This is a genomic window from Tenacibaculum soleae (assembly GCF_030549005.1).
Lineage (GTDB): Bacteria > Bacteroidota > Bacteroidia > Flavobacteriales > Flavobacteriaceae > Polaribacter > Polaribacter soleae.
In genome coordinates, this window is the sequence record NZ_JAUOSW010000004.1 from 144,460 (window position 1) to 162,068 (window position 17,609).

A 17,609-nucleotide genomic window follows, 5' to 3' on the forward strand; every position below is an offset into this window, starting at 1 on the left:
GAATAAAAGTATGAAATTTTTTATATTCTTTAATTGGCTATTACTTTTTTCATATAGCTTATTCTCACAAACATTAAAAAAACAATCCTTTTTATATGAAAAAGGAAAGCAGGTTTGTGAAAAGTATACAGATATGATTCCATGTAAAACTTATGTTTTTTATGAAAATAAAGAATATGATTCTTGTTATGTGTTTAGTGAGAAGTCATTGTCTGTAGTAAAAGATAAAGAGAGTAAAGATTTTTTTCTTTTTTTAAGAAGTTTTAGCGCATATAAAAAAGGCTTATATAAAAATGCATTACAAACTGTAAATAGATTAAATAATAAAAAATTAAATGCCCAAAAAGAATATCTTTTAGGTTTGGTTCATTTTAGGCTAAAAGAATATGATAACGCGATAACTAATATAGAAAAATGGATAATATTAGATACTCTAGCTAGTCCACTTTATAAAAAAGCAATGCTACATAATTTAGCATCATGTTATCTCCATAAAAAAAATTATAAAAAAGCGAAATATTTTTTTGATGAAAAGTTTAAACTTCTAAATTCAAGCGACACAAGTTCTGTGATTAAATTTAAGACAGATATTGCAAATGTTTATTACAATCAATATTTGGATGATAAAGCAATTCCATTATTTAAAGAAGCTTATGATTTATCAAAGGTGTTTTCAGATTTAGAGTTAAAACAAAATACAGCTAAAAATATGGCTGTAGTAGAGAAAAATAGAAAACAATTTAAAGAGAGTGTCGATTATTATATTGAATATGGTAAATGGAAAGATTCTATTTGGAGTAGAGACCGTATTTGGCAATTGACTGAAAAAGATAAAAAAATAGCGGTTGCACAAAAACAACAAGAAATAGCAGTACAAGATGAGCAAATAAAACGCCAAAGAGTAGTTCAAAAAGGGTTAATTTTAGGTGCTTCTGGTTTGTTAGTTTTTTTAGGCGGATTGACTTTTTTTTATAGAAAATTAAAAAGTAAAAATAAACTTATTAACGAGCAAAAAGAGGCTTTAAATACAGCTAATAAAACAAAAGATTATTTATTTTCTGTAGTATCTCACGATTTACGTTCGCCTATAAATAGTATAAAAAGGCAGCATCAAAAATTAGCAAAGCATATTGCTAATAACGATTTACCAGCAATTAAAGAAGCTACAAAATCGGCTATTGCAGTTACCGAAAGCACGAGTCATTTACTAAATAATGTATTACATTGGTCGTTAGAACAAAGTAATATGTTAAGTTTTTCAGAAGAAAAACACGCCTTACAACCAGTTATAGAGCAAGTGTTGTTCGATTATGAGAATTTAGCGGAGGCAAAAAATATTTCGATTTCTACTAATCTAGAAAGTGATATAGTTGTGCTTGTAGACAAAGAATCGTTGAAAATCGTAATTCGGAATTTAATTGATAATTCGATAAAATATATGGATGGTTCTGGAAGTATCTCTGTAAAAACAGAAAAACATTCAGAAACTCAAGCACGTATTAAAATTAAAGATTCAGGTATTGGAATACCTGAAGAAAAACTTCAAAAAATTAATGCTTTAAAAGACTTATCTATCGATAAAATAAACCGATCTAAAGGAATCGGATTAGGTTTGCTTTTATGTCAAACACTAATTAAAAAAAACAACGGAGCTTTATTTTTTGAAAGTCAAGAAGGTGTAAGTACAACAGCCATTATTTTATTACCTTTAGCGTAAATAATATTAGCTTATAAGCTAGTTAAAGTTTAAAAATAAAAAAATGAATAATTTACGAGTACTTCTTTTAGAGGATTTAGACGAAGAGGCTATAGAAGTTATTGAGCTTTTAGAAGATAATAATTATGAAGTTATTCGAGTTAAAAACTCTGCCGAAGCTGAAAAAGAAATCAAAAATCGTTTCTTCGATATCATTTTACTTGATATTATGATTGACGGAAAACCAGAAGGTATTTCGTTAGCGCATCGTTTAAATAAACAAAATATAGAAGCCCCTTTTTTGTTTTTAACAAGCATGCAAAGCAAAGTTATTTTTGATGAAGCTAAGCTTACAAAACCCTATACATATTTATTAAAGCCATTTAATAAGTTAGAATTATTGTATTCGTTAGAGTTAGCTTTAGAAAAATTTCATGAACAATCAAGTAGTATCAGTTTAAGTGCTAAAAATGCAATTGTAAGTCCGTCTTTTTTGTTTGTAAAAAAGAAACGAAGCATTATGAAAGTAGATACAGCAGCTATTATTTATGTAGAAGTTAAAGAAAAGTATTGTAGTTTAATTTGTGATGAAGGGGATTATTTAATAAAATTATCGCTAACAAAAATAAAAGAATTATTAGGGAGTACAGGTTTTACACAAACTCACAGGAATTATTTAGTAAACTTAAAGAAAATTAAAGAAATTTATTTTGAAGATAATTTATTAATATTAGAAAAGAAATATAAAGTTCCGTTTAGCGAACGATTTAAAAATCAGTTTATAAAAAACAATCCTATTTTTAGATAAAAAAGCAGTAAAAAACATACTATCCCCCCCCGAAGCTAGCGATGTTAATTACTACCTTTTAGTAAAAAAAACAATTTAAAATATTGTTTTAAATTTAACTTTTTCAAAAGTAAAGTTCTATCTTATTATATAATGCAATGAAGCTTTAAGTGAAGTGAATTTAAGTATAAGTGTAAGAAAAAACAGTATAAGCGTTTTCTGTTTGGCATAAAAAAGGAGATATAAAATACAATCACCCCTCAATGAATTATATTTTAATAGCTCCCTCTTTTTGAACGTTTTAATAATGAGTACTACCCCATAGTATGTTCATTATTAATAAAAATTAGTTAAAATAACCCCCTACTTTATTTTAACTATTGTAAATATAACTTATGTTTATTCTTTTATTAAAAAGTATTTCTTGAGTGTGTGAAAATAAGTAAAAAGCGTACTTGAGATAAGTGTAAGTGCTTGTTTTATAGTTTTTAAGTAAAAAAAAGATAAATGAAAATTGTATCTACGAATATTGGTAGTCGAAAAGATGTTAATTGGAAAGGTGAAATTATTGTTACTGGGATTTTTAAGTACTCAGTACAAACACCTGTTTTTTTAGAGATAGAAGATGTTGTTGGAGATGTTGTGTGTGATAGAGAAAATCATGGTGGAATTGACCAAGCAGTGTATGCATATTCTTTAAAGCATTACGAATACTGGAAAACGTTGTATCCAAATTTAGATTGGCAACTTGGTATGTTTGGTGAAAACTTAACAATTGATGATTTAGATGAGTCAAAAATTCATGTAGGAGATACTTATAAAGTAGGAGAGGCAATAGTTGAAGTTACAAAACCACGATTGCCTTGTTTAAAACTGGGGATTCGTTTTAATAATATGAAAATTGTAAAGCAGTTTTGGAAGCAAAATTTACCAGGAGCATATTTTAAAATAATACAAACAGGTTTTGTAAAAAAAGGAGATGAGTTTAAGTTGATAAAATCTTGTCCTGAAAACCCAACGATTACTGAGGTTTATAAATTAAAAAGAGTAGAAAAAAAACATAGTTTATAAGCGTAATAATGTTTTACAATTGAAATGAAAAAGCTGAACAACATTAATGTTGTTCAGCTTTTAAAATATAATTTCGAGGTTCTTTACAAAAAGTTTTATTCGAAAAAAGGATCGTTAAATTGTTCATACGTTGTTGCTGAACAGCCTCCTTCAGATTGAACAGAAGCATAAACAACATTATTGTCATTTAAATATGTTACACTAAAGTTTGCTGTACCTAGTTGTGTAGAAACTGTTATTTTATCTTTGCTACTTGATGTCCAGCTCCAAGAACCCTGTCTTATCGCTGTTCCGCCTTTAGATGTTTTAGCATAATAATCTCCGTTAGGATAAAAAGCAAAATAGCCACTATTTTTTATTTCGCTATCGTCACCACATTCTTCACGATTTATGGTTGCAGATGAAATAACATGCGTCCACCATTTTTGAGATGAGGTATCTGTATTTCTAGGTGCGTTTAAATCATCAGACCCTGTTAAGGTTATGTTTCTTAAGGCTAATTCAACAATTTCTCCTTTTGGTACACCTGCTAAATCTCCTGCAATATCATCGTCGCTAGAACAAGAAACTACAAAAAAAGAAACTACAAGTAGCGTAAGTAATTTTTTCAAATTCATCATATTTAAAGTTTTAGGTTATTTAAAGTACCGTAAATATATGATTGTATTTCTATCAAAAAAATACCCAAAAATGAGTATTTATAAAGTGTTTTCTAGCTCAAATACTTTTTGAAGCATTTTATCATCAATTTGATTTACTTTGTATAAACCTTCATCGCTAAAAAGTTCGCGAGCAATTAATGTTTTTAAATTCTTTTTAAGCTGTGTTTTGGTTTTTGATGAAAGTTTGTAGCCTTTTAATTTTTTTAAAAAACTAGTTAATACTTCATTATTTAAATCAAATTCTTTAATAAAGTTTTCTACTGAGGTGTTTGCAAGTTTCTTACGATTTGTATCAACGTAATTAAAAGCAAAATCGTTTAAAGGTCTAAAAAATATGGTTGGTATGTAGGTTGCCGTATCAACGGCTACAAAATAATCAGGAATAATACCTCCACCGCCATATACAATTTTACCTTTAGGTGTTGTAAATTTTAAGCTATCAATGGTTTTTATACTATCTCTATTAAATAGTTCTCCATTAGAAAAACGATTTCTAATATCGCTTGTATAAATAGAAGAGGGATCTTCTTTTACGTATGGTTTTTGAATAGAGCGACCAGTTGGTGTGTAGTAACGAGCTGTTGTTAAGCGAACGGCAGAGCCATCACCTAAATCCATTTCTTGTTGCACTAACCCTTTACCAAAAGAACGACGACCGATGATTATTCCTTTATCATTATCTTGTAAAGCACCCGCAACAATCTCTGAAGCTGAAGCTGAGTTTTCATCAATTAAAACATACAAGCCTCCTTTTTCAAAATCCCCTTTTTCGGTAGCAAATGATTCATTAACATCTCCTTTATTATTTTTAGTGAATACAATTAATTTATCATCTTCTAAAAACTCATCAACAATACTATTGGCTATATCTATAAATCCACCACCGTTTCCACGAAGATCAAGTACTAAATCAGTCATTCCTGTTTCTTTAAGGGCGTCTAAAGAAGCTTTAAATTCAATATAAGAGTTACGAGCGAAACGATTTAATTTTATGTATCCAATACTATCGTTTAACATATAAGCAACATCAACACTTTTAATATTTACTTTGCCTCTGTTTATGGTTACTTTAAAAATACTATCAGTTGTTTTTCTATAAATTTGTACATCAACCTTTGTATTTGGTTTGCCTTTTAAGGCTTTCATTATTTGTGAAGTTTGTAATTTTTTGTTGTATAAAGTGTCGTTATCAGCAAGTAAAATACGATCACCAGCTTTAATGCCTGCTTTAATACTTGGCCCACCTTTTATAGGTGAAATAACGGTAATGGTATCGCCAATCATGCGGAATTGAACTCCAATACCTACAAAATTACCTTGCATGTTTTCGGTAACTAATTGTAGGTTTTCTTTAGGAATGTATACTGAGTGCGGATCTAGTTTGTCTAACATTTCTTTAATAGCCCCGTCTAATAAATCATCAGTATTTACATTATCAACATAATCACTTTGAATATAATCAATGAGTCGTTTTATTTTTTTTTCGTTGGATGAATTTTTGCTAATCAAATTAGCGGTATTTCCGTTACTGAAAAAAGTTCCGATAAGAATACCAAAAACAACTGCGATTGAAAAATATATAGGTAAATTATTCTTGTTCATAAGGTAAATAAGTAAGTTCAACACCTGCTTTTTCTAAAAAATCAATACCAGAAGAATCTTTGTAGGCTTCTGCATAAACTACCCGTTTTATGCCTGATTGGTGTATTAGTTTACTGCATTGTTGGCAAGGTGAAAGAGTAATGTATAAAGTAGCTCCGGCACATGATTGTGTTGATGCGGCAACTTTTAAGATAGCATTTGCTTCGGCATGTAAAACATACCATTTTGTATAGCCTTCTTCATCTTCACAATAATTTTCAAAACCAGACGGCGTACCATTATATCCGTCAGAAATAATCATACGGTCTTTAACAATTATTGCGCCTACTTGTTTGCGTTTGCAATGTGATAGTTTACCCCATTCTTGCGCCATTTTTAAATAAGCCTTGTCGTACTTTAATTGTTTTTTGTTCAAAATTAAAAATTATGTGAGTTGCTAAGATAATTAGTTTTAAAAACTTGAGGCGTTAATTTTTTACCAAAAAACGCGGTTCATCATCATCTGAAAGGCAAACCCAATTACGATTGATGAGATAATTAAAATCCAGTCGCGACGGTTTACACCAAATATTGATTGTACTAAAGTACCTACTAATAAGATTAATAAAACGATAATAATTTGAGCAGCTTCTACACCAATTGCAAATTCTAAAAGCGGAATTAATTTATCAGAACTTTTACCAATCATCATTTTAAAATAATTAGAAAATCCAAGTCCGTGAATTAATCCGAAGAAAAGCGCGAAAAATAAGTTTTGATTTTCTTTACCAACAGATGCTTTTTTAGCGGTCAACACATTCATTAAACCAGTAATAAAAATAGTTAGCGGAATTAAAAATTCTATTAAATTGGCATTTATATTTAATATTCCGTAAGCTGATAAAGCCAAGGTTATAGAATGACCAATAGTAAATAAGGTAATTAACCAAAGTACTTTAGTCCATTGTTTAAATTGGTAAACAACGGCTAATACGATTAAAAATAAAATGTGGTCGTAGGCTTTGATGTCTAACACATGAAATAAGCCCATTTTAAAGTAGAAAATAAATTCGTTCATTCGGGGTTTTTAAATTTTAATTTGTCGATCTATTTGTTGGTCTAAAGATATAAAAGTTTCGGTTCTTGATACTCCTTTTATGTTTTGAATATCTTTATTTAACAAATGCATTAAATCTTCGTTGTTTTTACACAGTATTTTAATAAAAATAGCGTAGTTACCAGTGGTATAATGGCTTTCAACAATTTCTGGAATTTCTTTTAAGCGTTTTATTGCTGATGAATACATGCTAGAAGAATCTAAAAACACCCCAACAAAGGCAGTGGTGTTGTACCCTAAAGCTTTGGGGTTTAATACCATCTTGTAACCATCAATTAAATTAGAAGCATCTAATTTTCGTAAACGTTGGTGTATGGCAGCGCCTGAAATTCCTACCTCACGTGCAATACTTAAAATAGGCGTACGTGCATCATTAACCAATCGTTTGATAATGATTTTATCAATCCCGTCAATCTTTAATTTTTTAGTCATACAGCAAAAATAAGAAATCTTTAATTATCAAATAAAAATAAAAAATTATTGTTTTTCGATAATTTAATTATATTTGTAGTGTAAATGATTTCAGAATCACATTCTTTTAGTAAATCATAGTTGTGATGAAAACCTGAAACAAGTTCTGGTTGATGTAACCTAAATTATTAAACATACATATAGAAACAAAAAATATAAAATGAAAACAGCAAGAATATTAAAAATTATGAAGTTCTTTTCATGGTTTGCATTTATCGGATTGATGATTAAAATAGGAACAATTTTAGTAACTTATTTGTTAAGTATTAATGATTCAGAATTTTCGAAAAATATTTATGAAGGCATGAATCTTTTTGAATATAGAGAGTATAGTTTCGTACAATATTCATTTATCATTGGTTATAAAATATTGCTTTATGCAGCCGAGGCTTATATTGCATTTTTAGTAATTAAATTGCTTAAAAAGTTAAATATAAAGCTTCCATTTAATAACGATGTTCAAAAGTTGATGCAACAAATAAGTTATGGTATTTTTTATTTATGGATTTTAGCAATTGTACATAATACACATATGCAATTGATTGGAAAAAAACACGGATTTGAAATGTATTTATTTTCAAGTGATTTTGTTTTCTTATCCATCGTTATTTTCATTTTTGCACAAATTGTAAAACGAGGGATTGAAATTCAATCAGAAAACGACTTAACAATATAAATTATGAGAAAGATAAAAGCACTTAAAAGTATAGCAGTATCGTTATTTGTGATAATTCTATTGTGGTTTATACTAGATAATTTTTTAGTAATACTTGCTTTATTATTTGAAAAAGATGTTTTGCATTTAGGGCATTTTGATGGAGATTCACCTTCAAGTTTTTTGAAAATAGTGATTTTGATAAAAACTATAGCATCAGGCTTGTTTATTTACGGCTCTTCGTTTTTGATTAGAGTTATGTTATTAAAAGATGTAATGGATTATTTTAATAATAAAGTTTCGCTATTTCTTTTTAAAGCGGGGAAGTTTCTAATTATCTCTAACGTCATAACTTTCTTTTTAAACTTCACGGCATTTTTTATTAATACTAAATATTTAATTTATTACAGCGGAGATTCTAAATACTTATCATTATTAATGGTGGTTTTTGGTTTGTTTTTAATGATATTTAGTAAGGTGTTAAAACAAGGAAATCAAATAAAACAAGAAAACGATTTAACAATATAACTATGCCAATAATTGTAAATTTAGATGTAATGCTTGCTAAACGCAAGATGAAAAGCAAAGACTTGGCAGAGATTGTAGGCATAACTACGGCAAATTTATCTATCTTAAAATCAGGAAAAGCCAAGGCGATTCGGTTTTCAACCTTAGAAGCAATTTGTAAAGCATTGGATTGTCAACCTGCAGATATTTTAGAATTTGTAGAAAACTAAAACCACATATGTATTACCTTTACAACTATGTATGCATTGGTAGATTGTAATAATTTTTATGCCTCTTGCGAACGGGTTTTTAATCCGAATTTGCAAAACAAACCCGTCGCTATTTTAAGTAATAACGATGGTTGTGTAATTTCTATGAGCGACGAAGCTAAAAAATTACAACTTCCGTTTGGTGCACCAATTTTTAAATGGAATCAGTTTTGTAAGAACAATAATATAACCGTATTATCTTCTAACTATCCGTTATATGGCGATATGAGTGCACGTGTTATGAAAATATTGGAAGAGTTTTCGCCAGATATTGAAGTGTATTCTATTGATGAAGCTTTCCTGCAATTTAAAGGTTTTGAAAATTATAATTTAGAAGAACACGGAACGAAAATACGAAGTAGAGTTTTACAATGGACGGGAATTCCGACTTGCGTAGGTGTTGCACCAACCAAAGCATTAACCAAAATAGCTAACAAAATTGCGCGTAAATATCCGAAGGAAACAAAAGGAGTGTATGTTATCGATTCTGAAGATAAAAGAATAAAAGCGTTAAAATGGACAGCTATAGAAAATGTTTGGGGAATAGGAAACCGTTTAGCAAAAAAACTAAAAACAAAAGGTTGTGTAAAAGCCTACGATTTTACACAGTTAGATGATAATTGGGTGCGTAAAAATTTATCAATTACGGTTTGGAAATTGAAAAAAGACTTAGAAGGAAATTCTAAAATTTTGTTAGACGAGCCGGTAACCAAAAAAGCAATTGCAACGACTCGAAGTTTTGAATATACTTTTTCAGATATTGATAATATAAAAGAAAGAATAGCTACGTTTGCAGTAAGTTGTGCAGAGAAATTACGAAAGCAAAATTCAAGCTGTCATATGGTTATTGTTATGTTGCGTAGTGATCGTCATAAAAAAGACAGTGAGCAGCACAGTATTAGTAAAACAGTTGTGTTTTCGTATCCAACAGATTCAACATTAACAATAAGTAAAAGTGCTGTAGAAGCGGTGCGTACTATTTTTAAAAAAGGAATAAAATATAAAAGAGCAGGTGTTATTGTTACAGGTTTGGTACCATCGGATAATTATCAAATTAATATGTTTGAAAAAGAAAATCCAAAGCATAAGCCATTAATGCTAGCAATTGATAAATTAAATAAGACTTTTAAATCAGATAAGGTTAAATTAGCAAGTCAAGATTTACAACGTACCTGGAAAATGCGTCAAGAACGATTGTCGCCAAAGTATACCACAAATATTAATGATATAATAAGCGTAAAATAAACAATGAATACATCAAAAGGGTTAACTTTTTTTTCGCCTAAAGAAATGAGTAAAACTGAAGGTACAATTTTTAAGGATATTGGTATTTCTGCAGGATTTCCATCGCCAGCTGATGATTTTAGAGAAACACGTATATCGTTAGATGAAGAATTGATACGAAATAAAGAAGCTACTTTTTTTGCGAAAGTTAGTGGGCAATCTATGATCGGTGCAGGACTAGATGATAATGATTTATTAGTAATTGATAGAAGTATTTCGCCAGAAAACAATAAGATTGCTGTTTGTTTTTTAGATGGAGAATTTACTGTAAAAAGATTAAGAGTAGAAAAGGATGAGGTTTGGTTACAACCTGAGAATCCAGATTATCCGATAATTAAAATTACGGAAGAAAATAATTTTATTATTTGGGGAATTGTTACCAGCGTTATTAAAAAAGTATAAATAAAAAAAACCAGCAAATTTGCTGGTTTTTTTTATTGTTTTTAGTGCGAATTATTATTCACAAAACTCATCGTAAGCTCCTGCTAAATTTTGAGCAATAGCTTGTGCAGAGTGTCCTTCAATATGATGACGCTCTAACATGTGTACTAAATTACCATCTTTAAATAAAGCAATAGCTGGTGACGATGGAGGAAAAGGAATCATGTGTTCTCTCGCTCTAGCAGTAGATTCTTTTTCAACACCTGCAAAAACAGTTGTTAAATTTGTTGGTGTTTTATCAGCTCCTAAAGAAGCAATTGCTCCTGGTCTTGCAGTACCAGCTGCACAACCACAAACAGAGTTTACCATTACTAATGTTGTTCCTTTTTTAGCTAAAGCATTGTCAACATCTTCAGCAGTATATAAAGCGTCAAAACCTGCGTCAATTAACTGATCGCGCATTGGTTTTACTAATTCTTCTGGGTACATAATTTCTAATTAAATAATTTAAAGCAAAGATACTTTATTTAAAACCAACAATCAAGCGAAAACAAATGCTACTTTTTGTAAAGACTTAATAGTATATTTACAGCTTTAAAATTTAAGAATGGGAAAATTTGCAAAATGGCTTGGTGCCGGGGCAGGATTTACAATGGGTGGCCCAATAGGTGCTATTATAGGGTTTGCAGTTGGTAGTTTTATAGATGGAGTTTCGATAGAAGATTTTACAAAAGAACAGCAAGAATATCAAAGGCGGTCAGAACCACAACGAAGAGGAAGAGCTACCTCTGGTGATTTTGAAATAACCTTATTGATTTTAGCTTCTGTAGTAATAAAAGCTGACGGAAAAATAGATCAGCGAGAGTTAGATTATGTGCGCATGCATTTTGTAAAAATGTATGGGAAAGAACGTGCTAATCATGCGTTTAAATTATTTAACGGAATTATTAAGAAGCAAATCTCTACACGTCAGGTGTGTTTGCAAATCCGTCAACACATGTCGCATTCTTCACGTTTGCAACTGTTACACTTTTTATTCGGAATAGCTAAGGCGGACGGACAAGTAACAGCGTCTGAAGAAGAAGAAATTAGAAAAATTTCAAGCTATTTATATATCAACGAGTATGATTATTTATCAATAAAAGCTATGTTTTATAACGAAGTTGATGGTGCTTATAAGATGTTAGAAATAACAAAATCAGCTACCAATGATGAGTTAAAAAAGGCTTACAGAAAAATGGCTAAAAAATACCATCCTGATAAATTAGAAGGTTTAGGAGAGGAACATAAAGAGGGCGCTAAAGAAAAATTTCAAAACATTCAAGCAGCCTACGAACAAATAAAAAAAGAACGTGGACTTGCTTAAATTTTAGACGTTATTAATTATTTATAACAATCAATTGAGGCTTTGTGTTGGGTCGTCTTGTTTATTTTTTTTGAAGAGTTTTATTTAAGTTTTATTTAAGCTTTATTTAAGTTGTATTGTTTAAATTTGCGCTTTAAAATTAACTTTATCCAATCAATAAAATTTAATATAAAGTATGAACTTAGAAGAGTTGTATAAAAAGACAAAATCTAAAGCTATAATTTTAATTGATAAAAATGGAGAAATTGTTAAGTCTTATAGCGATGTTAATTATGAGAAGGCTGAAGATTTTTCTGCTGTTACAATGGTGGTGTCTAATATGTTAGATAATTTTTTCACAGAAGTGTTGTTAATAAAACCACTTACAGAAATGATTATTAAAACAGAAAAACATCATTTTTATATAACAAAATGTGACGCTGATCATGTTTTGTGTGTCTTATCTGATAGTGCAATTAATACAAGTTTAATAAGTCTTTCTTTAAAAAAGATAAATTTTATAAAATAAATAATAAAAACCAATTAAAATGACAGAAATTTTAAACGAACTAGTAAAGAATATAAGTAAAAATGTTCCTGGTTATGTTGCTTTAAGTGTTACTGAAATTGAGACAGGACAAACATTAGTAGCGGACAGTTCGGACAGTAGTTTTGATGTTAATTTAGCTTCTGCTTATAATTTAGAAGTTGTAAAAGCAAAATTAAGTGCAATTGAGGTTTTAGGAATAGATGAAGAAATTAAAGACATCACCATTACCCTAACTAGTCAAATACATATTATAAATATAGCGCCAAGTGGTGGATACTTTATTTATTTAGCTATTGACTCTAGTAAAGCAAATATAGCAATTACGAAAACGTTATTGAATAAATATAAAGCTCAATTAAACGATGCCATATAAACCTGTTAATTTAGGAGGTTATGTAATTGACGCGAAACTGAAGCCTATTTTAGAATTCGCTCAAGAAGAGTATAAAAAGATAATTGGGGTACCTGTTGAAGATATAGTTGTCGATAAAAAATCTAAGGGTAAGAAGAAAAGAAAAATGTCTGAAAAGGTATTAGACTTTTTATTTGAGCCTAAATACGATAACGCTTTAAAAGTTTTTCCTAAAAAAAGTAAAAATTAAAGTTACTTTTTATTCTATATATCAAAAATAGATAAAACACTTCATTAATGAGGTGTTTTTTTATGTGGTAAACCTTACAATTACAAGAAAATACGTAATTTCGCCAATTCAATTAATACAATTACAAAATGAGTACGAAGTTTACTGAATACAAAGGGCTTAACTTGCCAAATGTTGCAGATGAAATCCTAAACTATTGGAAAGAAAACAACATTTTTGAAAAAAGTATAACTACGCGTGATGAAAATAAACCGTTTATCTTTTTCGAAGGACCTCCTTCGGCAAATGGTTTACCAGGTATTCATCATGCAATGGGACGTACCATTAAAGATATTTTTTGCCGTTATAAAACTTTAAAAGGTTTTCAAGTAAAGCGTAAAGCTGGTTGGGACACTCATGGTTTACCGGTGGAACTTGGTGTTGAAAAAGAATTAGGAATTACCAAAGAAGATATCGGAACAAAAATTACGATAGAAGAATATAATATTGCTTGTAAAAAAGCAGTAATGAAATATACTGATATTTGGAATTCACTTACCGAAAAAATGGGGTATTGGGTAGACATGGAAGATCCATATGTTACCTATAAACCAAAATATATGGAAACCGTTTGGTGGTTGTTAAAACAAATCTATAATAAAGATTTGATGTACAAAGGCTATACTATTCAGCCTTATTCACCAAAAGCAGGTACCGGTTTAAGCTCTCACGAGGTAAATCAACCAGGAGCTTATCAAGATGTTACAGATACAACTGTGGTAGCACAGTTTAAAGCAGTAACAGAAACGTTACCAAGTATTTTACAAAACGGAAGCGATGTTCATATTTTAGCATGGACAACCACTCCGTGGACATTACCAAGTAATACCGCTTTAACAGTTGGGCCAAAAATTGATTATGTTTTAGTAAAAACATTCAATCAATATACTTTTGAACCTACGCAGGTAATTTTAGGAAAACCTTTAGTAGGAAAACAGTTTGGAGGTAAGAAATTTAAAGTGGTTGAAAATGAAGCAGATTTAGCATCTTATAAAGCTGAAGATAAGCAGATTCCATATTTCATTTCAGAAGAATTTAAAGGGGCTGATTTAGTAGGTACAAAATACGAACAATTGTTACCTTATGTTTTACCACATGAAAATCCAGAAGAAGCTTTTAGAGTAATTCCAGGAGATTTTGTTACTACTGAAGACGGTACGGGTATTGTACATACAGCACCAACTTTTGGAGCTGATGATGCTATCGTTTGTAAAGACGCAGGCGTGCCACCAATGTTAGTTAAAGATGCAAATGATAATTTAGTACCTTTAGTTGATTTACAAGGTAAGTTTACCAAAGATGTTGGTGAGTTTGCAGGTATGTATGTTAAAAACGAATATTATGCTGATGGTGAAGCACCAGAAAAATCAGTAGATGTTCAAATAGCTATTAAGTTAAAAGAAGAAAATAAAGCCTTTAAGGTAGAAAAATATGTGCACAGTTATCCACATTGTTGGAGAACTGATAAACCTATTTTATATTATCCGTTAGATTCTTGGTTTATAAAAGTAACCGATGTTAAAGAACGCATGCACTCTTTAAACGAAGAAATTAATTGGAAACCAGAAGCAACAGGAACAGGACGTTTTGGTAATTGGTTAAAAAATGCCAATGATTGGAACTTATCACGTTCTCGTTTTTGGGGAATTCCATTACCAGTTTGGAGAACAGAAGATGGTAAGGAAGCTAAAATAATGGGTTCTGTAGCTGAGTTAAAAGAAGAAATGCAAAAGGCAGTTGCTGCTGGTGTAATGACAGAAGATATTTTTGCCGATTTTGAAATCGGAAACATGTCAGATGAAAATTACGATACCGTTGATTTACATAAAAATGTAGTTGATAAAATCACGTTAATTTCTGATTCAGGACAACCAATGCAACGTGAATCAGACTTAATTGATGTTTGGTTTGATTCTGGCTCTATGCCGTATGCACAATGGCATTACCCGTTTGAAAATAAAGAATTGGTAGAAAAAGGTTGGAAAACAGCCGATTTTATTGCTGAAGGAGTAGATCAAACTCGTGGATGGTTTTATACCTTACACGCCATTGCAACCATGGTTTTTGATGATAAAGCCTACAAAAATGTAGTGTCTAACGGATTGGTGTTAGATAAAAACGGACAAAAAATGTCGAAGCGTTTAGGTAATGGAGTAGATCCGTTTACAACGTTAGATAAATACGGGCCTGATGCCACGCGTTGGTACATGATATCAAACGCAAATCCTTGGGACAATTTAAAATTCGATTTAGACGGAATTACCGAGGTTAGTAGAAAGTTTTTTGGAACACTTTACAACACATATTCATTCTTTAGCTTATACGCAAACTTAGATAATTTCAATTACAGCGAAACTGAGGTTCCTTTAAATGAAAGACCAGAAATTGATCGTTGGATTTTATCAGAATTAAATACTTTAGTTGAAAAAGTAGATGCTTTTTATGCCGCTTATGAACCAACGAAAGCAACCAGAGCAATTTCTGATTTTGTACAAGATCATTTAAGTAACTGGTATGTGCGTTTGTGTAGAAGACGTTTTTGGAAAGGCGAATATGCACAAGATAAAATATCTGCGTATCAAACCTTATATACTTGTATGCTAACAGTGGCTAAATTGGCATCTCCTGTGGCACCTTTCTTTATGGATAAATTATATAAAGATTTAGTTAGCACAACAAATATTGAAAGTTTTGATAGTGTGCATTTGGCAGAATTTCCAAAATACAAGACCGATTTAGTTGATAAATCATTAGAACGTAAAATGGAAAATGCACAAACAATATCTTCATTAGTTTTATCGTTAAGAGCTAAAGAAAAGATAAAAGTACGTCAGCCATTACAAAAAATTATGATTCCAGTATTAGATGCCACTCAAAAAGAAGAAATTTTAGCAGTTGCAGATTTAATAAAATCGGAAGTAAACGTTAAAGAAATTGAGTTGTTAGATGATGCTTCAGGTATTTTAGTAAAACAAATAAAACCAAATTTTAAAGCTTTAGGGCCAAAGTTTGGTAAAGATATGAAGTTGATTGCGAATGAAATACAGAAGTTTACGCAAGAAGATATCATCAAAATAGAAAAAGAAGGTGTTATTTCTGTTGAGGTTAATGATAAAATGATTAATTTAGAAACCGCTGATGTAGAAATTTCATCGAAAGATATTGAAGGTTGGTTGGTAGCAAATGCTGAAGGTTTAACCGTTGCTTTAGATGTTACAATAAATGAAGAATTACGAAAAGAAGGTGTGGCAAGAGAATTGATTAATAGAATTCAAAATGCACGTAAAGACACTGGTTTAGAAGTAACGGATAAAATAAAATTAACCATCTTAAAAGCTGCTGATTTAGAAGAGTCGGTACTTGCAAATGAAAACTATATAAAAGCAGAAACCTTAACAAATGAGTTGGTTTTTGTTGATGAATTAGAGAATGGTACAGAAATTGAGTTTGATGCCATAAAAAGTAGAATGTTAATAGAAAAAGCATAGCATTATGGATGATGTTACAATAAGATACTCTGATAGTGATTTACAGGAGTTCAAAGAAATTATTTTAAAGAAAATAGCGCACTCTGAAGAAGATTTAAAATTAATACAATCTTCATACAAAAACGGTGCTGATAATGGAACAGAAGATACTTCACCAACGTTTAAATCGTTTGAAGAAGGGTCGGATACTATGGCAAAAGAAGCAAATATGCAATTAGCCATTCGTCAAGAAAAATTTATTCGTGACTTAAAAAACGCTTTAATTCGTATTGAGAATAAAACATACGGAGTTTGTAGAGTTACCGGTAAATTAATTCAAAAAGAACGTTTAAAATTAGTACCTCATGCTACTTTAAGTATTGAGGCAAAACGTAAACAATAACGTTTTGACTACGTATAATAATAGTAAAAAGCCTCTACAAAGAGGCTTTTTTTGTTTTACAATACAAGTGTTTTTTATTTTTTTGTTGATGAGTACCTCTATTTTTTCTCAAGAAAAATTATTAAAAAAGAGCCAAGTATTAGCAAAAGAGATAACAATTATTGCAGATGAATTGGATGATATTGTTATTGAAAATATTGAAGGTAATAAAATAGAGGTAATTTTATTAGACGAAAATCCTAATACACATCATGTTTTTATTGAAGAAGAAAATAATACTCTAAAAGTGGGTTTTAAACTTGAGTTTGATGTCTATGAAGAACCCGTTTTTAGAAAATATATTACTAAAAGATTGCAGAGAGCTACCGCTATTGTTAAAATTCCAAAAAATAAAGAGGTAACCGTTTACGGAAAAACAATAGGCGTTGTTTCTAAAAATTATGATGGAGATATTAAGGTTTTTATTGATAAGGGAAATGTTAAATTACACGAAGTTCAAAGAAGCGCAACTGTAGCCTTATTTTTAGGTAATGTATCAGCAAAATTAAAAAACAAATGTGCTATAAATATTAAAACCAATAAAGGAGAAATAGTTGTAAATGATACAATATTTAAAGAAAAATCATCTATCAACACGGCTAAAAAAACAAGCTGCAATTTTACCGTAAAGTCTATGAATGCTAATGTTAACTTAATAACAAAATAAACCCAATACTTTTCTT

At 30.1% G+C, this 17,609-nt stretch carries 21 protein-coding genes; 15 read left to right on the forward strand and 6 right to left on the reverse strand.

The annotated features are described in order from the left end of the window. Positions 1-10: 10 nt before the first annotated feature. The 3 genes from Q4586_RS07080 (at position 11) to Q4586_RS07090 (ending at position 3,554) form a co-directional block, all read left to right on the forward strand. Positions 11-1,717: a tetratricopeptide repeat-containing sensor histidine kinase gene (locus Q4586_RS07080; protein ID WP_303527785.1), complete on the forward strand. Its 1,707-nt coding sequence runs from the start codon at positions 11-13 to the stop codon at positions 1,715-1,717. A 43-nt stretch (positions 1,718-1,760) separates the two neighbouring features. Further along, positions 1,761-2,504 (forward strand): LytR/AlgR family response regulator transcription factor, encoded by a 744-nt coding sequence (locus Q4586_RS07085; protein WP_303527788.1) that lies wholly within the window; start codon positions 1,761-1,763, stop codon positions 2,502-2,504. Positions 2,505-2,990: 486 nt separating this feature from the next. Then, complete coding sequence (locus Q4586_RS07090) at positions 2,991-3,554, forward strand: MOSC domain-containing protein (protein WP_303527790.1); 564 nt, start codon at positions 2,991-2,993, stop codon at positions 3,552-3,554. A 95-nt stretch (positions 3,555-3,649) separates the two neighbouring features. Here the strand turns inward: Q4586_RS07090 and Q4586_RS07095 are convergent, their stop codons facing one another. The 5 genes from Q4586_RS07095 to Q4586_RS07115 all read right to left on the reverse strand — a co-directional run bounded on the left by Q4586_RS07095 (position 3,650) and on the right by Q4586_RS07115 (position 7,346). Next, positions 3,650-4,174, reverse strand: a complete 525-nt coding sequence (locus tag Q4586_RS07095) for a hypothetical protein (RefSeq protein ID WP_141677645.1) — start codon at positions 4,172-4,174, stop codon at positions 3,650-3,652. A gap of 78 nt (positions 4,175-4,252) precedes the next feature. After that, complete coding sequence (locus Q4586_RS07100) at positions 4,253-5,818, reverse strand: S41 family peptidase (protein ID WP_303527793.1); 1,566 nt, start codon at positions 5,816-5,818, stop codon at positions 4,253-4,255. Next, a complete protein-coding gene (locus Q4586_RS07105; RefSeq protein WP_084443048.1) occupies positions 5,805-6,236 on the reverse strand; it encodes a deoxycytidylate deaminase in 432 nt (143 codons plus the stop codon). Before Q4586_RS07105 ends, Q4586_RS07100 begins: the two co-directional genes overlap by 14 nt. Before the next feature lie 57 nt (positions 6,237-6,293). Further along, positions 6,294-6,875 carry a HupE/UreJ family protein gene (locus Q4586_RS07110; RefSeq protein WP_068702644.1) on the reverse strand — a complete coding sequence of 194 codons (582 nt, stop codon included), beginning with the start codon at positions 6,873-6,875 and terminating at the stop codon, positions 6,294-6,296. 9 nt (positions 6,876-6,884) lie between these two features. Then, positions 6,885-7,346 (reverse strand): Lrp/AsnC ligand binding domain-containing protein, encoded by a 462-nt coding sequence (locus Q4586_RS07115; protein ID WP_068702646.1) that lies wholly within the window; start codon positions 7,344-7,346, stop codon positions 6,885-6,887. 199 nt (positions 7,347-7,545) lie between these two features. Between Q4586_RS07115 and Q4586_RS07120 the strand changes: the two genes are divergently transcribed. The 5 genes from Q4586_RS07120 to Q4586_RS07140 are packed head-to-tail and all read left to right on the forward strand — an operon-like array spanning position 7,546 to position 10,502. Beyond that, on the forward strand, positions 7,546-8,061 hold the full coding sequence (locus Q4586_RS07120) for a DUF2975 domain-containing protein (RefSeq protein ID WP_303527798.1): 516 nt from the start codon (positions 7,546-7,548) through the stop codon (positions 8,059-8,061). 3 nt (positions 8,062-8,064) lie between these two features. After that, the gene (locus tag Q4586_RS07125; protein ID WP_303527800.1) at positions 8,065-8,568 is read left to right on the forward strand and encodes a DUF2975 domain-containing protein; all 504 of its coding nucleotides are present in this window, start codon (positions 8,065-8,067) and stop codon (positions 8,566-8,568) included. Between the two features lie 2 nt (positions 8,569-8,570). Further along, positions 8,571-8,777: a helix-turn-helix domain-containing protein gene (locus tag Q4586_RS07130; protein ID WP_271406315.1), complete on the forward strand. Its 207-nt coding sequence runs from the start codon at positions 8,571-8,573 to the stop codon at positions 8,775-8,777. A gap of 27 nt (positions 8,778-8,804) precedes the next feature. Further along, positions 8,805-10,061, forward strand: coding sequence for a Y-family DNA polymerase (locus Q4586_RS07135; RefSeq protein ID WP_303527802.1), 1,257 nt, complete (start codon positions 8,805-8,807; stop codon positions 10,059-10,061). A 3-nt stretch (positions 10,062-10,064) separates the two neighbouring features. After that, positions 10,065-10,502, forward strand: coding sequence for a LexA family protein (locus tag Q4586_RS07140; protein ID WP_028890067.1), 438 nt, complete (start codon positions 10,065-10,067; stop codon positions 10,500-10,502). Positions 10,503-10,556: 54 nt separating this feature from the next. Here the strand turns inward: Q4586_RS07140 and Q4586_RS07145 are convergent, their stop codons facing one another. After that, a complete protein-coding gene (locus Q4586_RS07145) occupies positions 10,557-10,970 on the reverse strand; it encodes a BrxA/BrxB family bacilliredoxin (RefSeq protein WP_068702657.1) in 414 nt (137 codons plus the stop codon). Positions 10,971-11,088: 118 nt separating this feature from the next. Here Q4586_RS07145 and Q4586_RS07150 point away from each other — a divergent pair, with 118 nt between their 5' ends. The 7 genes from Q4586_RS07150 to Q4586_RS07180 all read left to right on the forward strand — a co-directional run bounded on the left by Q4586_RS07150 (position 11,089) and on the right by Q4586_RS07180 (position 17,593). After that, positions 11,089-11,847 carry a TerB family tellurite resistance protein gene (locus tag Q4586_RS07150; RefSeq protein WP_303527810.1) on the forward strand — a complete coding sequence of 253 codons (759 nt, stop codon included), beginning with the start codon at positions 11,089-11,091 and terminating at the stop codon, positions 11,845-11,847. A 175-nt stretch (positions 11,848-12,022) separates the two neighbouring features. Then, positions 12,023-12,355 carry a roadblock/LC7 domain-containing protein gene (locus tag Q4586_RS07155; RefSeq protein ID WP_068702662.1) on the forward strand — a complete coding sequence of 111 codons (333 nt, stop codon included), beginning with the start codon at positions 12,023-12,025 and terminating at the stop codon, positions 12,353-12,355. Between the two features lie 19 nt (positions 12,356-12,374). Further along, on the forward strand, positions 12,375-12,749 hold the full coding sequence (locus Q4586_RS07160) for a hypothetical protein (protein ID WP_068702664.1): 375 nt from the start codon (positions 12,375-12,377) through the stop codon (positions 12,747-12,749). Then, positions 12,739-12,978 carry a hypothetical protein gene (locus Q4586_RS07165; RefSeq protein WP_068702666.1) on the forward strand — a complete coding sequence of 80 codons (240 nt, stop codon included), beginning with the start codon at positions 12,739-12,741 and terminating at the stop codon, positions 12,976-12,978. The genes Q4586_RS07160 and Q4586_RS07165 overlap by 11 nt, the downstream gene beginning before the upstream one ends. 128 nt (positions 12,979-13,106) lie before the next feature. Then, on the forward strand, positions 13,107-16,505 hold the full coding sequence (gene ileS / locus Q4586_RS07170; protein ID WP_303527845.1) for an isoleucine--tRNA ligase: 3,399 nt from the start codon (positions 13,107-13,109) through the stop codon (positions 16,503-16,505). A gap of 4 nt (positions 16,506-16,509) precedes the next feature. Further along, positions 16,510-16,887, forward strand: a complete 378-nt coding sequence (locus tag Q4586_RS07175; RefSeq protein ID WP_068702670.1) for a TraR/DksA family transcriptional regulator — start codon at positions 16,510-16,512, stop codon at positions 16,885-16,887. Positions 16,888-16,975: 88 nt separating this feature from the next. Further along, positions 16,976-17,593, forward strand: a complete 618-nt coding sequence (locus tag Q4586_RS07180) for a hypothetical protein (RefSeq protein WP_303527850.1) — start codon at positions 16,976-16,978, stop codon at positions 17,591-17,593. Positions 17,594-17,609 lie beyond the last annotated feature (16 nt).

What these genes read in the sequence shown, in the direction of transcription:
- Q4586_RS07080 (WP_303527785.1), top strand. Translation starts at nt 11, where the DNA reads ATGAAATTTTTTATATTCTTTAATTGGCTATTACTTTTTTCATATAGC.
- Q4586_RS07085 (WP_303527788.1), top strand. Translation starts at nt 1,761, where the DNA reads ATGAATAATTTACGAGTACTTCTTTTAGAGGATTTAGACGAAGAGGCT.
- Q4586_RS07090 (WP_303527790.1), top strand. Translation starts at nt 2,991, where the DNA reads ATGAAAATTGTATCTACGAATATTGGTAGTCGAAAAGATGTTAATTGG.
- Q4586_RS07095 (WP_141677645.1), bottom strand. Translation starts at nt 4,174, where the DNA reads ATGATGAATTTGAAAAAATTACTTACGCTACTTGTAGTTTCTTTTTTT.
- Q4586_RS07100 (WP_303527793.1), bottom strand. Translation starts at nt 5,818, where the DNA reads ATGAACAAGAATAATTTACCTATATATTTTTCAATCGCAGTTGTTTTT.
- Q4586_RS07110 (WP_068702644.1), bottom strand. Translation starts at nt 6,875, where the DNA reads ATGAACGAATTTATTTTCTACTTTAAAATGGGCTTATTTCATGTGTTA.
- Q4586_RS07115 (WP_068702646.1), bottom strand. Translation starts at nt 7,346, where the DNA reads ATGACTAAAAAATTAAAGATTGACGGGATTGATAAAATCATTATCAAA.
- Q4586_RS07120 (WP_303527798.1), top strand. Translation starts at nt 7,546, where the DNA reads ATGAAAACAGCAAGAATATTAAAAATTATGAAGTTCTTTTCATGGTTT.
- Q4586_RS07125 (WP_303527800.1), top strand. Translation starts at nt 8,065, where the DNA reads ATGAGAAAGATAAAAGCACTTAAAAGTATAGCAGTATCGTTATTTGTG.
- Q4586_RS07130 (WP_271406315.1), top strand. Translation starts at nt 8,571, where the DNA reads ATGCCAATAATTGTAAATTTAGATGTAATGCTTGCTAAACGCAAGATG.
- Q4586_RS07135 (WP_303527802.1), top strand. Translation starts at nt 8,805, where the DNA reads ATGTATGCATTGGTAGATTGTAATAATTTTTATGCCTCTTGCGAACGG.
- Q4586_RS07140 (WP_028890067.1), top strand. Translation starts at nt 10,065, where the DNA reads ATGAATACATCAAAAGGGTTAACTTTTTTTTCGCCTAAAGAAATGAGT.
- Q4586_RS07145 (WP_068702657.1), bottom strand. Translation starts at nt 10,970, where the DNA reads ATGTACCCAGAAGAATTAGTAAAACCAATGCGCGATCAGTTAATTGAC.
- Q4586_RS07150 (WP_303527810.1), top strand. Translation starts at nt 11,089, where the DNA reads ATGGGAAAATTTGCAAAATGGCTTGGTGCCGGGGCAGGATTTACAATG.
- Q4586_RS07155 (WP_068702662.1), top strand. Translation starts at nt 12,023, where the DNA reads ATGAACTTAGAAGAGTTGTATAAAAAGACAAAATCTAAAGCTATAATT.
- Q4586_RS07160 (WP_068702664.1), top strand. Translation starts at nt 12,375, where the DNA reads ATGACAGAAATTTTAAACGAACTAGTAAAGAATATAAGTAAAAATGTT.
- Q4586_RS07165 (WP_068702666.1), top strand. Translation starts at nt 12,739, where the DNA reads ATGCCATATAAACCTGTTAATTTAGGAGGTTATGTAATTGACGCGAAA.
- ileS (WP_303527845.1), top strand. Translation starts at nt 13,107, where the DNA reads ATGAGTACGAAGTTTACTGAATACAAAGGGCTTAACTTGCCAAATGTT.
- Q4586_RS07175 (WP_068702670.1), top strand. Translation starts at nt 16,510, where the DNA reads ATGGATGATGTTACAATAAGATACTCTGATAGTGATTTACAGGAGTTC.
- Q4586_RS07180 (WP_303527850.1), top strand. Translation starts at nt 16,976, where the DNA reads ATGAGTACCTCTATTTTTTCTCAAGAAAAATTATTAAAAAAGAGCCAA.